General features: G+C 62.8%; 12 protein-coding genes and 2 pseudogenes. 9 read left to right on the plus strand and 5 right to left on the minus strand.

Going from position 1 to position 12,935, the window contains the following annotated elements; translation table 11 throughout:
* Nucleotides 1-67: 67 nt before the first annotated feature.
* The 3 genes and pseudogenes from F8N66_RS00570 to F8N66_RS32035 form a co-directional block, all read right to left on the minus strand.
* Nucleotides 68-1,744 carry an MFS transporter gene (locus F8N66_RS00570; protein ID WP_150768332.1) on the minus strand — a complete coding sequence of 559 codons (1,677 nt, stop codon included), beginning with the start codon at nucleotides 1,742-1,744 and terminating at the stop codon, nucleotides 68-70.
* Between the two features lie 301 nt (nucleotides 1,745-2,045).
* Complete coding sequence (locus F8N66_RS32030) at nucleotides 2,046-2,801, minus strand: methyl-accepting chemotaxis protein (RefSeq protein ID WP_412070712.1); 756 nt, start codon at nucleotides 2,799-2,801, stop codon at nucleotides 2,046-2,048.
* A gap of 102 nt (nucleotides 2,802-2,903) precedes the next feature.
* Nucleotides 2,904-4,193 (minus strand): annotated as a pseudogene (locus F8N66_RS32035) (HAMP domain-containing protein); the annotation flags it as partial.
* Between the two features lie 337 nt (nucleotides 4,194-4,530).
* Here F8N66_RS32035 and F8N66_RS00585 point away from each other — a divergent pair.
* From F8N66_RS00585 to F8N66_RS32045, 3 genes and pseudogenes are all read left to right on the plus strand, one after another.
* Nucleotides 4,531-5,847 (plus strand): Na+/H+ antiporter family protein, encoded by a 1,317-nt coding sequence (locus F8N66_RS00585; RefSeq protein WP_150768334.1) that lies wholly within the window; start codon nucleotides 4,531-4,533, stop codon nucleotides 5,845-5,847.
* 169 nt (nucleotides 5,848-6,016) lie between these two features.
* A pseudogene (locus F8N66_RS32040) lies at nucleotides 6,017-6,835 on the plus strand (cache domain-containing protein); the annotation flags it as partial.
* A gap of 102 nt (nucleotides 6,836-6,937) precedes the next feature.
* Nucleotides 6,938-7,693: a methyl-accepting chemotaxis protein gene (locus F8N66_RS32045; RefSeq protein WP_412070713.1), complete on the plus strand. Its 756-nt coding sequence runs from the start codon at nucleotides 6,938-6,940 to the stop codon at nucleotides 7,691-7,693.
* A 125-nt stretch (nucleotides 7,694-7,818) separates the two neighbouring features.
* On the opposite strand, the gene F8N66_RS00600 is transcribed toward F8N66_RS32045, so the two are convergent.
* Nucleotides 7,819-8,754, minus strand: a complete 936-nt coding sequence (locus F8N66_RS00600) for a LysR family transcriptional regulator (protein ID WP_150768336.1) — start codon at nucleotides 8,752-8,754, stop codon at nucleotides 7,819-7,821.
* 211 nt (nucleotides 8,755-8,965) lie between these two features.
* Here F8N66_RS00600 and F8N66_RS00605 point away from each other — a divergent pair, with 211 nt between their 5' ends.
* The 3 genes from F8N66_RS00605 (at nucleotide 8,966) to F8N66_RS00615 (ending at nucleotide 10,218) form a co-directional block, all read left to right on the plus strand.
* Nucleotides 8,966-9,451: a DMT family transporter gene (locus F8N66_RS00605; RefSeq protein WP_150768337.1), complete on the plus strand. Its 486-nt coding sequence runs from the start codon at nucleotides 8,966-8,968 to the stop codon at nucleotides 9,449-9,451.
* The gene (locus F8N66_RS00610) at nucleotides 9,451-9,903 is read left to right on the plus strand and encodes a DMT family transporter (protein WP_191622864.1); all 453 of its coding nucleotides are present in this window, start codon (nucleotides 9,451-9,453) and stop codon (nucleotides 9,901-9,903) included. The genes F8N66_RS00605 and F8N66_RS00610 overlap by 1 nt, the downstream gene beginning before the upstream one ends.
* 153 nt (nucleotides 9,904-10,056) lie before the next feature.
* Nucleotides 10,057-10,218, plus strand: coding sequence for a metallothionein (locus tag F8N66_RS00615; RefSeq protein WP_128608523.1), 162 nt, complete (start codon nucleotides 10,057-10,059; stop codon nucleotides 10,216-10,218).
* Nucleotides 10,219-10,290: 72 nt separating this feature from the next.
* On the opposite strand, the gene F8N66_RS00620 is transcribed toward F8N66_RS00615, so the two are convergent.
* Nucleotides 10,291-10,518 carry a DUF6555 family protein gene (locus F8N66_RS00620; protein ID WP_008152143.1) on the minus strand — a complete coding sequence of 76 codons (228 nt, stop codon included), beginning with the start codon at nucleotides 10,516-10,518 and terminating at the stop codon, nucleotides 10,291-10,293.
* Nucleotides 10,519-10,664: 146 nt separating this feature from the next.
* Here F8N66_RS00620 and F8N66_RS00625 point away from each other — a divergent pair, with 146 nt between their 5' ends.
* The 3 genes from F8N66_RS00625 to F8N66_RS00635 all read left to right on the plus strand — a co-directional run bounded on the left by F8N66_RS00625 (nucleotide 10,665) and on the right by F8N66_RS00635 (nucleotide 12,806).
* Nucleotides 10,665-11,441: an AraC family transcriptional regulator gene (locus F8N66_RS00625; protein ID WP_150768339.1), complete on the plus strand. Its 777-nt coding sequence runs from the start codon at nucleotides 10,665-10,667 to the stop codon at nucleotides 11,439-11,441.
* Between the two features lie 205 nt (nucleotides 11,442-11,646).
* Complete coding sequence (locus tag F8N66_RS00630) at nucleotides 11,647-11,820, plus strand: DUF1427 family protein (protein WP_110963981.1); 174 nt, start codon at nucleotides 11,647-11,649, stop codon at nucleotides 11,818-11,820.
* Nucleotides 11,821-11,849: 29 nt separating this feature from the next.
* Nucleotides 11,850-12,806, plus strand: a complete 957-nt coding sequence (locus F8N66_RS00635; protein WP_150768340.1) for a quinone oxidoreductase family protein — start codon at nucleotides 11,850-11,852, stop codon at nucleotides 12,804-12,806.
* The last annotated feature ends 129 nt before the right edge of the window (nucleotides 12,807-12,935 follow it).

The raw sequence follows: 12,935 nt of genomic DNA on the forward strand, positions 1-12,935 counted from the left end.
TTGATAGTGAATGTGCCGCCGCCATCGCGAGCAGGCTCGCTCCTACAGTGGATAGTAAGTGTCTGCCTCAGGTGTGATGAATCTCCCGATCTTTGGTTTCCGGCATGAAGAAAATCCCCAGCACCGCCGTCATCACCGCGATGACGATCGGGTACCACAGCCCGTAGTAGATATCCCCCGTGGCCGCCACCATGGCGAACGCCACGGTCGGCAGGAAGCCGCCGAACCAGCCGTTGCCGATGTGGTAGGGCAGTGACATCGAGGTGTAGCGGATGCGCGCCGGGAACAGTTCCACCAGCCAGGCGGCGATCGGGCCGTAGACCATGGTCACGTAGATCACCAGGATCGTCAGCAACAGCAGCACCATCGGGTAGTTGGTCTTGGCCGGGTCGGCCTTCTCGGGGTAGCCGGCTTCTTTCAGGCCGGTGGCGAGGGTGGCGGTGAACGCGTCGTTGCGGGTCTTGAAGTCGGCGGCCGGCATGCCGGTGCCTTCGAAGCTTTCCACAACTTTATCGCCGATGCGCACCTGGGCCACGGTGCCCGGTTCGGCCTTCACGTTCTCATAGGGGATGGCCCGCTTGGCCAGGATGGTCTTGGCCAGGTCGCAGGAACTGGTGAATTTGGCCTTGCCCACCGGGTCGAACTGGAAGGAGCACTGCTCGGGATCGGCGATCACCTTGACCGGGTTCTTCTCCTGGGCGATGAACACGTCGGGGTTACCGTACTGGGTCAGCGCGTGGAAGATCGGGAAGTAGGTCAACGCCGCCAGAATACAGCCGGCCATGATGATGCCCTTGCGGCCGATGCGGTCGGACAGGCTGCCGAAGATCACGAAAAACGGCGTGCCGATCAGCAACGAGCCGGCGATCAGCAGGTTGGCGGTCTGCGCGTCGATCTTCAGCGTCTGCAACAGGAAGAACAGTGCATAGAACTGCCCGGTGTACCAGACCACGGCCTGGCCGGCAGTGCCGCCGAGCAGGGCCATGATCACGATCTTCAGGTTATCCCAGCGGGCGAAGGATTCGGTCAGGGGTGCCTTGGACGCCTTGCCTTCGGCCTTCATCTTCATGAACACCGGCGACTCGCTCAGTTGCAGGCGGATGTACACCGAGACCGCCAGCAGCAGGATCGACAGCAGGAACGGAATCCGCCAGCCCCAGGCTTCGAAGGCTTCATTGCCCAGCGCGGTGCGGCAGGCGAGGATCACCAGCAGCGAAAGGAACAGGCCCAGGGTCGCGGTGGTTTGAATCCACGAAGTGAAGTAACCGCGCTTGCCTTTGGGCGCGTGTTCGGCCACGTAGGTCGCCGCACCGCCGTATTCGCCCCCCAGGGCCAGGCCTTGCAGCAGGCGCAGGGTGATCAGAATGATCGGTGCCGCCACGCCGATGGTCGCGTAGCCGGGCAGGAAGCCCACTATCGCCGTGGAGACCCCCATGATCACGATGGTGATGAGGAAGGTGTGTTTGCGCCCGATCATGTCCCCCAGCCGACCAAACACAATCGCGCCGAAAGGCCGCACGGCAAAGCCGGCGGCGAACGCGAGCAGGGCGAAGATGAAGGAGGTGGTTTCGTTGACGCCTGCAAAGAAGTGCTTGGCGATGATCGCGGCGAGGGAGCCGTACAGGTAGAAGTCATACCATTCGAACACAGTGCCCAGGGACGAGGCGAAAATGACCTTGCGCTCCTCCTTGGTGACCCCGTGGTTGGGCACATTGCCCATGGTTGTGCCGTCGATTACCGCCATGAGTTTTCTCCGTTGTTCTTGTTGTAGGCCGGAGTACCTTCAAGGTTGTCGCCGCACCCTGGCCCTGGGGCTGATGTCATCGAACACGAACTGACGGCCTCGCATCGCTGCAAGGTCTCTAGAAGCATAATCGGCTTTGCTCAGATATCCACTCGCCATCACGGCGGACATAGAACCTGTAGGAGAACCTGTGGGAGCGGGCTTGCTCGCGAAGGCGGTGTGTCAGACAACATCTTCATTGACTGACACACCGCCTTCGCGAGCAAGCCCGCTCCCACAGGGTTTGTGTGGAACAGGGGGGTTACACGCGGAACTGGTCCATCAGGCTCTGCTGTTGATTGGCCAGGCGGTTGAGCGACTGGCTCACCCGCGCCGATTCATTGGCTTGCCCCGACAGTGACTCGGTCACATCGCGAATGGTCGCCACGTTGTTGTTGATCTCTTCGGCCACCGCGCTTTGTTCTTCGGCGGCGCTGGCGATCTGCAGGTTCATGTCGCTGATGACCGTCACCGCGTCGCCGATCTGGCGCAGGGCCGTCACGGCCTGGCCGACCTGCTCGACGCTGCCCTGGGCCTGGCGATGGCTGTTGCCCATCGAGCCCACCACATCCTGGGTGCCGCTTTGCAGGTGTTCGATCACCAGGCGGGTTTCTTCCACCGACTCCTGGGTGCGCCGCGCCAGGTTGCGCACTTCATCGGCCACCACGGCAAAGCCACGTCCGGCTTCACCGGCGCGGGCCGCTTCGATCGCGGCGTTGAGCGCCAGCAGGTTGGTCTGTTCGGCGATGGCGCGGATCACTTCCAGCACCGATCCGATTTTCTCGCTGTTGGCGGCCAGGCCTTCGACCTGCACCATCGCCGCGCTCATGTCGGCGGCCAGGTTGCCGATGCTGGCGGTGGTGCGGTCGATCACGGTCAGGCCCTGGCGGGTTGCCTGATCGGCATCCCGCGCGGCCTGGGCGGCCTGGGCGGCGCTGCGGGCGACGTCCTGGGCGGTGGCGCTCATTTCGTGGGACGCGGTGGCGACCTGATCCACCTGGCGGTATTGCTGCTCCATGCCGGCGCTGGTCTGGGTGGCGATGGCGGAGGACTGGTCGGCGGTGCTGCGCGCGTCCTGCACCGAGCGTTTGACCTCGGCGATGATCGGTTGCAGCTTGTCGAGGAAACGGTTGAACCAGCCGGCCAGCTGGCCCAGCTCGTCCTGTTTGTCGTAGGCCAGGCGGCGGGTCAGGTCACCTTCGCCACTGGCGATGTCTTCCAGCATGTGCGCCACGCCCAGGATCGGTTTGGTCACGCTGCGCGCCATCAGCCACACCAGCAGCAGGCCGATCAACGCGGCCAGCACACCCAGGCCGAGTTCGATCAGGGTGCCGGCGGTGTTGCTTTCATCCAGTTGTTTTTTCAGCGCTTCGGCAGGACCGACCAGCACTTTCTCCGGCACGTCGAGCAACACCCCCCAGGCTTTGCCGCCCGGAATCGGCTGGAACGGCGCCAGCACCTTGAGCTGTTGATCGCTGTGCAGGCTGGTGGTCTTGCTGGCGGAGGCGAGCATGCGCATTAGCTCGGCGCCGGTGCGTTTATCCACAGCCTCCAGGCGCTGGCTGAGCTTGCTGGCATCCGGGCTGTAGCCGGCGAGCAGACCGGCCGGGCTGACGATGCTGACGCTGGTCTGGCCGTCATAGAGCTTCTTGCTCGCGCCTTGGCTGACCGCTTGCAGGCTGTTGAGGTTGATGTCCACCGACAGCGATGCGATGAGCTTGCCGTTGACCATCAACGGGAAAACGATGCTGGTCATCAGCACGTTCTGGCCGTCGATCACGTAGAAATACGGTTCGATCACGCAGGGCTTGAGCTGGGCGCGCGGGCAGGTGAACCAGGCATTGGCCGCTTCGCCGCTGGGGCCGGTGCTGGTGTCGGCGATGTCTTTTTCCGGCAGGGGCATGGCGGTCAGCTGGCCCGGCACCGGTTGCGACCAGTACAGGGCAAACCGGCCTTTTTCGTTGCTGCCGACCTCGCTCTGGCCGGCGAACAGCTCATCCTTGCCGTCCAGCCCGTTGGGCTCGAACACCAGCGACAGACCGAGCAATTCCGGGTTGGCTTGCAGGGCCGACTTGACCTGGCGGGTCAGGTCTTCACGCAGGTCGAAGGCATCGAGAAAGCGTTTTTCGGCCTGGTCGCGCAGAAACAGCACCTGGCGCGAAAAGCCGTGGCCGTATTGATAGGCGTCCATGAACTGCTGGCGAATGCCCAGCGCCTGGTTTTCACCCTGGGATTCGATTCGCGCCTGGGCCGCTTCGGTCAACATCTCCATGCTCGAGGCTTTCACAAGCGCAGAGCTGTGCTCCATGCGATACAGCGAAAGCCCCACCAGCAGGGTCACGATGCCCGCCAGGCACAACCCGGCCAGCAGGGTGATTTTCCATTGGATGGAAAGTTGTCTGAGCGACATGGCAACGTCCTTATTCGATAAATATCTGAGACTTTGCACTGTAACGGCCGCAAATCCGGTTTCTTTATCCCGTCTATCCCCCTGTAGGAGCGAGCATGCTCGCGATGGTCGTCAACGATAACGCGGGGAGCCTGAAGGCCCGCGGTGCCTGATCGTTCATCGCGAGCAGGCTCGCTCCTACAGGTATTCACATGCCGTTACATATGCCCAGGCGCTTTGACACCGGCCCCACTCTGCGGCACAGTGCGCGCCCTCTAATAAAACCCATTCCTTCATCCGCTGGCGGCTCTCGCAGACTGCCAGACGGAGTCTTTTCGTTTGTCTCGAGGTTAATGAAATGAATGCAGTGATTGCCGCGGTCGGCATCATGCTGATACTCAGCCTGTCCCGCGTGCACGTGGTCATCGCGCTGATCGTGGGGGCGCTGGTGGGTGGCCTGGCCGGTGGCCTGGGCATCGACGCGACACTCAAGGCGTTCAACAGCGGCCTTGGCGGCGGGGCGACGGTGGCGTTGTCCTATGCCTTGCTGGGCGCTTTCGCCGTGGCCATCGCCAAGTCCGGCCTGGCCCACGCCCTGGCCGACAAGGCGCTGGCAATGGTCGATCGCCAACACGCCAGCGGCGGCGGCCAGGTCAAGTGGTTGCTGATCGGCCTGCTGTGGGTGGTGGCCATCGCCTCGCAGAACATCTTGCCGATTCATATCGCCTTTATTCCGTTGCTGGTGCCGCCGCTTCTATATGTGCTGACCAAATTGCAGCTGGATCGCCGCTTGATCGCCTGTGTCATGACCTTCGGCCTGATCACCCCGTACATGTTCCTGCCCGTGGGCTTCGGCAATATTTTTCTCAATGAAATCCTGCTGGCCAACGTCGCCCGCAGCGGCGTGGACATCAGCGGCATCAACGTCACCCACGCCATGGGCATCCCGGCGCTGGGCATGCTGGTGGGGCTCGGGGTGGCGTTTATCAGTTATCGCAAGAAGCGCGTCTACGACCTGGAAAAGATCGAGCAAGTGGAACAGGTCGCGGTGCAGTACAACCCGCTGAGCCTGATGGTGGCGGGCCTGGCCATCGCGGCGGCGTTCATTGTCCAGTTGCTGCTGGACTCGATGATCATCGGTGCGCTGGCCGGCTTCCTGATTTTTTCGCTGTCGGGCATCGTCAAGTGGCGTGACACCGACGACCTGTTCACCGAAGGCATGAAGATGATGGCGATGATCGGCTTCATCATGATCGCCGCGTCCGGGTTCGGCGAAGTGATCAAGGCCACCGGGGAGGTGCAGACGCTGGTCGAGGCGTCGGCGGCCTGGATCGGCCACAGCAAGGCCATCGGCGCCTTGCTGATGCTGCTGGTCGGCCTGCTGGTGACCATGGGCATCGGTTCGTCGTTTTCCACGGTGCCGATCCTGGCGGTGATTTTCGTGCCTCTGTGCGTGCAGCTGGGCTTCAGCCCGATCGCCATCGTGTGCATCGTCGGCACGGCCGGCGCCCTCGGTGATGCCGGCTCGCCCGCCTCGGACTCCACACTCGGCCCGACCTCCGGCCTGAACATCGACGGCCAGCATCACCACATCTGGGACACCGTGGTCCCGACCTTCCTGCATTACAACCTGCCGTTACTGGCGTTTGGCTGGCTGGCGGCGATGGTGCTGTAAAAAACAGAAGATCAAAAGATCGCAGCCTTCGGCAGCTCCTACAGGTGGGCACCATTCCCCTGTAGGAGCTGCCGAAGGCTGCGATCTTTTTTGGGTTCAACTTTTGACCCGGCGTGCCGTTAAAGCCTTTAACCACGCCAATAAAATCAAAAGAGTGAACGTCATGCGCATGAGCCTGAAGGCTAAAGTCCTGTCCCTTGCCGTCCTCCCGGTGCTGCTCTTTGCGCTGGTCATCAGCCTGACCACCTTGTTTATCTTGCAGGGCCAGGCGCGGCACGAGGTCGAGGAGACCCGCGCGCGCCTGCTCAGCGATGCCAAGGCCACCCTGCAAAGCTACGTGGCCGTGGCCATGACCACGATCAAGCCGCTGTACGACGCCGCCGCCCAGGGCGATGACGCGGCGCGGGCCCAGGCGATCAAGTTGCTGTCGAGCATCAAGTACGGCAAGGAAGGCTACTTCTTCGGCTACGACTCCGAGACTGTGCGCCTGTTCAAGGCCAACGACCCGGAGGGCGTGGGCAAGAGCTTCAAGGACAATCGCGACCCTAATGGCGTCTACGTCAACCGCGACCTGGTGAAAGTGGCCAAGGACGGCACCCATTACCTGCAATACAGCTCGCCGCTACCGGGTAATGCGCAAGTGCTGGTGCCCAAGCTCGGCTACACCGAATACCTGCCGAAGTGGGACATGGCGGTCGGCACTTCGGTCAACCTCGACGGCATCGAGGCCCAAGTGGCGGTGGTCGAAGCCAAGGTTGAGGAACGCATGCAAGGCGTGGTGCTGAGCATCGTCGGCGTGGCGGTGGTGGTGCTGTTGCTGATCGCGGCGGCGGGGATGCTGTTGGCTAACACCATCCTGCGTCCGCTGAACCTGATGAAGGCCAACCTCGACGACATCGCGGCGGGCGAGGGCGACCTGACCCGGCGCCTGTCCATCAGCAGCCAGGATGAACTGGGCGATCTGGCGGGCTCGTTCAACCGTTTCGTCGACAAGATCCACGGCCTGGTGCGCCAGATCACCGAAATGACCTCGCAACTGACCGGGCTTGTGACCCAGGTGTCCGACCAGGCCCACCGTTCGGACAAGGCCATGGAGCGCCAGCGCCACGAAACCGATCAGGTCGCCACGGCGATCAATGAAATGTCGGCCGCCGCCCAGGAAGTGGCCAAGAGTGCGCAAAACGCCGCCGTGGCCGCCCAGCAGACTGATGAAGAAGGCCAGGCCGCCAAGCGTGTGGTGGCCGGCAGCATCGTCAAGATTCATGCGCTGGTGGATGACATTCGCAGCAGCGGCGTGTCCCTCGACAGCCTGCAAAAGGACGTGTCGTCGATTGTCAGCGTGCTCGGGGTGATCCGTTCGATTGCCGAACAGACCAACCTGCTGGCGCTCAACGCGGCGATCGAAGCGGCCCGTGCCGGTGAAGCCGGTCGGGGGTTCGCGGTGGTGGCCGATGAAGTCCGGGCGCTGGCCAGTCGCACGCAGATCAGCACCCAGGAAATCCAGGGCATGATCGACCGCCTGCAAGCCGGCACCCAGTCGGCGGTGGAAGCCATGCGCCGCTCCAGCGAGGCCGGCGACGGCACCTCGGCCCAGGCCAACGAAGCCGGCGCTTCCCTGGACACCATGGCGCAACTGATCGCCACCATCAATTCGATGAACGCACAGATCGCCAGCGCCGCCGAAGAGCAGACCGCCGTGGCCGAGGAGATCAACCGCAGCGTGCATCAGATCGCGGTGGCGGTGGATAACGTGGCGGGCGAGACCCAATTGGGCGCGCAGACATCGCGCAGCCTGGCGGACCTCGGTCAGCGCCTGGGCAGCCTGGTCGGACAGTTCCGTATCTGACACCACCAAACAAAATGTGGGAGCGGGCTTGCTCGCGAAGGCGGTGTATCAGTCGACAGCGCTGTTGCCTGACACGCCCTCTTCGCGAGCAAGCCCGCTCCCACATGGGGTTGGTGGTGTTTGAGCTAAGGCCTGTCCCAATACGGCACCTCGCCAAAACACTCGACGAAGAAATCGATCACCGTCCTGACCTTCACCGACAAACGCCGGCTACCCGGCCAGAGCACGGCGATCTGCTGCGGCTCAAGGCTGTTTGACACCTGATAGTTGCCCAGCACCGTCACCAGCGTGCCGTTGCGCACCGCTTCACCGATCAGCCACGACGGAAACATCACCAGCCCCAGGCCCTGTTCGGCGGCCTGGGTCAGGGTGTCGGCGTGGTTGCCGGTGATCGGGCCTTTCACCGACCAGGGCGTCCAGGCCTGCTGGCCTTGGCGGAAGAACCAGCGTTGTTGGCCGGTCACGCCCTTGTAGGCCAGGCAATCGTGATCCGCCAGGTCCTGCGGGTGTTGCGGCGTGCCGTGTCGTTGCAGGTAGGCCGGGCTCGCCGCCACTTGAAAGCGATGGGGGGCGAGGATGCGTGCCTGCATGCCGGAATCGTGCAGCGGGCCGATGCGGAACAGCAGGTCGGCGCCTTCCTGCAACGGGTCGATGTAACTGTCGGTCTGCTGGATATCCAGTTGCAGTTTCGGGTAGCGCTCGCACAACCGCCCCAGCCATGGCGTCAGGTGCCGTTGGCCGAACACCACCGGCGCATTGATCCGCACCAGGCCGCCGGGTTCGCTTTGCTGTTCCTGCAAGGCCTGTTCGGCTTCTTCCAGTTGCACCAGCACCAGCCGGGCATGATGACCGAGCATGCGCCCGGCTTCGGTGGGCGTGACGGCGCGGGTGTGACGGTAGAGCAGTTGCTGGCTCAGGGCCTGCTCCATCAACTGGATCTGACGCGAGATCGAAGAGGGCGCCAGGCCCTCGCGGCGGGCGACTTCGGAAAAGCTGCCATGGTCGAGCACCGCGACAAACAGCCGTAGTGCCTTGAATCCCAGTTCGTTGAAGCCCTGCATGACCCATCCTGCTGTGCGAGTTGCGCAAAAGTGTTGTCAGGATGCTCCCATTTATCGCAAAGGATCGCTACCCCGATAATTGTGGGAGCGGGCTTGCTCGCGAAAGCGGTGTATCAATCGACATTTCTGTTGCCTGGCACATCGCCTTCGCGAGCAAGCCCGCTCCCACAAGGGGTTGGTGTTTTATCTGATGACGGGTAGGTATTCCGCTATGCAATCTTCTTCAATCGATATCGCCGCGACACCCGCGGCCAAACCGGGCCTGCGGCTTCTGCTGCTGCCGCTGGTCATCCTGGCCGGCATGGGGCTTTCCGTGGAGGCTGGTTTGCTCGGGCCGTTGGGTTCGCAGGTCGGTCATCTATGGGCGACCTTGAGCATTTTCGGGGTCGGCTCGGCCATTCTGTTCCTGCTGTTGCTGTTCAGCGGCCCGCAACGGGGGCCGGCCCTGAGCGAGTTGCCGCGCTGGCAACTGATCGGCGGCTTTCTCGGGCCCATGTACGTGGTGGTGCTGACGCTGGCCACGCCGCACATCGGCATCGCCATGACCATGATCGCGATTCTCTCCGGGCAAGTCGGCAAGAGCGTGCTGATCGACCATTTCGGCTGGTTCGGCGCCACCCGTAAAAAGGTCAACGGTGAACGCTGGCTGGCCTTGCTGCTGATTGTCGCGGCACTTGTTCTGATCGCTCGGGGGTAATGATGAGTCTGATTATGTTGTTGGCGGTGGTCGTGGCGGCCGGCGCGGTGCTGAGTGTGCAGGCGGCGATCAACGGACGCCTGGGGGAAACGGTCGGTGTGCTGCGCAGCAGTTTGCTGACGTTCGTGGTGGGCGCGGTGAGCACCGGGCTGTTGATTCTGTTTTTCGAGCCGGCCCACGCGGTCAGCCTGCTGGACGTACCGAAATGGCAGCTCAGCGGTGCGTTGTTTGGGGTCGTCTACATGATGGTGATGGTCGGCGCGGTGCCGCGGGTGGGGACGGCGGTGGCGACGGTGGCGGTGATTGTCGGGCAGTTGGGGATGGGGATGTTGATCGACAACTTTGGCTGGCTGGGCAATCCGGCGATCGAATTGTCCGGCAGTCGGGTGTTGGCGATGGTGCTCCTGGGCCTGGCGCTGGTGTTCATGTATCGCAGCAGCAGCCGGGTCTGACACCGCTCCCTGTAGGAGCTGCCGCAGGCTGCGATCTTTTGACTTTGATTGTTAAAAACAAGATCAAAAGATCGCAGCCTGCGGCAGCTCCTACACTGGTAAGGCGGGTGGGTTATCCCGCCCCCGACGACCACCCCAAAAGGAGTCCGCGCCATGACCGATGACCGTAAATGTGACTGTCCTAAATGCAACTGCAAGCTCGGCGAGCATCCGATCGTGCGTCACGGCAAGCACTTTTGCTGCGAAGCCTGCGCCAAGCACCACGAGCACGGCGAAGAGTGCGCCCATCAAGGCTGCAAGTGCGCCCATGGCTGACAGCGATCGTGCACAGGAAAACGGAGCCTGGTCAGGCTCCGCTTTCAGCTGATGAGGTGCCCGTTTCAGGCATCAGTTCGCGGGTCGCCACTTGACATTTTCCACGCCGAATTTCTCTGCCATCGGCTTGCTGGTCTTTTGTACCTTTTCCCGGCCAAAACGCGGAATCCTGCCAACACCGGCGTCGCAACTCGCCCAATGCCAGGCCTCGGCATTGTCCATTTTATCCAGCCGGATAATGAACGACTTGGGCGCGCCATGAAGGGTGTATTCGATGACGAAGAGTTTTGCGTTGTTCATATGGCCCGTATTCCTCCCTGTGGTACATAAACGGATCACGCGCCAAACGGAAAATTCAGTCGGATTGTCAGACGGTTGCACATGCTGGCGATCGGCTGCACGCATCGTTACCATGAAACTTCCCTGAACCCCCATGATCATTGCCCATGGCCCTTGCCGCCCCACCTGACCTCAGTGACACCGATGTGCCCGTCCAACCGTTGGCGCGTACCTATCCGCGCGGGCTGTTCATCGAGCCGCACGAGCATGCCTGGGGGCAGTTGCTGTATGCGATGAGCGGGGTGATGTGGGTCGAGACGCCCCATGAGGCGCTGGTGGTGCCGCCGCAACGGGCCGTGTGGTTGCCGCCGGGTGTGCCGCACGGGATTCGTGTGGTGTCGGACCTGCAAATGCGCAACATCTACCTGCGCCCGTCCCTGGCGGCGACCCTGGATGACAGTGTCCAGGTGATCGAAGTGGGCGGGCTGCTGCGCGAGTTGATCATCGGCCTGGTGGAGCAGGGTGATGACGGCGCGGCGGACTATTACGAGGCATTGGTGGGACTGGCGCTGCTGGAGCTCAAGCGAGCCCGGCGCTCGCTGATGAAAATACCGCTGCCGGACGACTCTGACCGGCGTCTGATGAACCTGTGCCAGGCCGTCATGGCCCAGCCATCGCTGGACATTGCCTTCGAACAACACGCGGAAAATGCCGGCGCCAGCGTGCGCACCCTGGCGCGGTTGTTCAAGGACGGCCTGGGCATGGGATTCGCCGAGTGGCGGCGCCAGGTGCAACTGGCGACGGCGGCCGCCGAGTTGATCCAGGGGGTGCCCGTCAGTGCCATCGCCCGTGAGCTGGGCTATTCCCCCAGCAGTTTCAGCGACATGTTCCGCCGCGAACTGGGCGTCGCCCCCTCACAATTTTCCGCGAACCCAAACCTGTAGGAGCGAGCATGCTCGCGATGGACTCAAGCGCACCACGTTAATTAAGGAAGCACGGGTTATCGTTCACGTCCATCGCGAGCATGCTCGCTCCTACAGGTTCCATGAATTCAGGGCGGTTTGGCCGATATTCCGAAGCACTTGGCCGGTGCTCGCGCTCCCCCCTCTCTAGACTTCAGGCATCCCTCAATGGCCCTCGGAGTCTGCCATGAGCTACTTCATTTCACTGGTGATCGGCCTGGGCGTCGGCCTGCTCTACGGCGCCCTGGACTTTCGTTCCCCCGCACCTCCGGCCGTCGCGCTGATCGGCCTGCTCGGCATGCTGGCCGGGGAAAAACTCTGGCCGATGGGCCGGCAGCTGGTCGCTGGCTGGATCTCTTGAATTTCTATTTCTGATTGGATGAAAACGTCATGAAAGCATTGCAGTTCGACAAAACCGGCGATCTCTCGGCCCTGCGCTACGTCGAGGTGCCGACCCCGGTGCCCGGCGCTGATGAGGTGCTGGTCGAGATCAAGGCGGCCGGCCTCAACCCCAGCGATGTGAAGAACGTCCTGGGCCGTTTTCCCTACACCACCTTGCCGCGCATTCCCGGTCGCGATTTTGCCGGGATCGTCGTCGAGGGCCCGCCATCACTGATCGGCCAGACGGTGTGGGGCACGGGCCGGGAGCTGGGCTTTTTCGCCGATGGCTCCCATGCGCAGTACGTCAAACTGCCGGCCAACGGCGTCGCCCTGAAACCCACGCATTTGAGCTTTACCCAAGCCGCCAGCCTTGGCGTGCCCTACACCACGGCGTGGGACGCGCTGGAGCGCAGCCTGGTGACCGCTGAAACCCGCTTGCTGGTGATCGGCGGCGGCGCGGTGGGCAGTGCCGCGCTGGCGTTGGCGAAAGTGCGTGGCGCCCAGGTACTGGCAGCGGCGCGCCGGCCCGAGCAGGTCAGCGACTTGCAAGCCCAGGGTTATCAGACCCTGCAACTGGACAAGCCCGAGGATCTGGGCGCGCAGGTGAATGCGGTGTTCAGCGGTGGCGCGGATGTGATCTTCGACACCACCGGCTTCTGGCTGCCAGCCTCCGTCGCGGCACTGGCCACGTTCGGGCGTATCGCCATCATCGCCGCACCGGTGGACGGCATGGTGCAGTTGCCGGCGCTGGCGCTGTATCGCAAGGGCGGTTCGGTGGTGGGAATCAACTCGTTGCTGTACGGCGTGCAGGCCTGTGCGGCGATGCTGGATCAGTTCGGCCAGTTCTTCGATCAGGATTTGTTGCCGTTGCCGCAAGGATTGTTCGAGTCGCCCTTGGCCGACGGGCTGGCGCGCTATGCGGACGTCAACCAGGGCAGCGGCGACAAAGTGATTCTGTTGCCGTAACCACAATCAAATGTGGGAGCGGGCTTGCTCGCGAAAGCGGTGCATCATTCAACATTGATGTGCCGGACACACCGCTTTCGCGAGCAAGCCCGCTCCCACAGGGCTAGACTCGGTCGCACCGATCCTTGG

The organism is Pseudomonas fluorescens (genome assembly GCF_902498195.1).
GTDB lineage: Bacteria > Pseudomonadota > Gammaproteobacteria > Pseudomonadales > Pseudomonadaceae > Aquipseudomonas > Aquipseudomonas fluorescens_BU.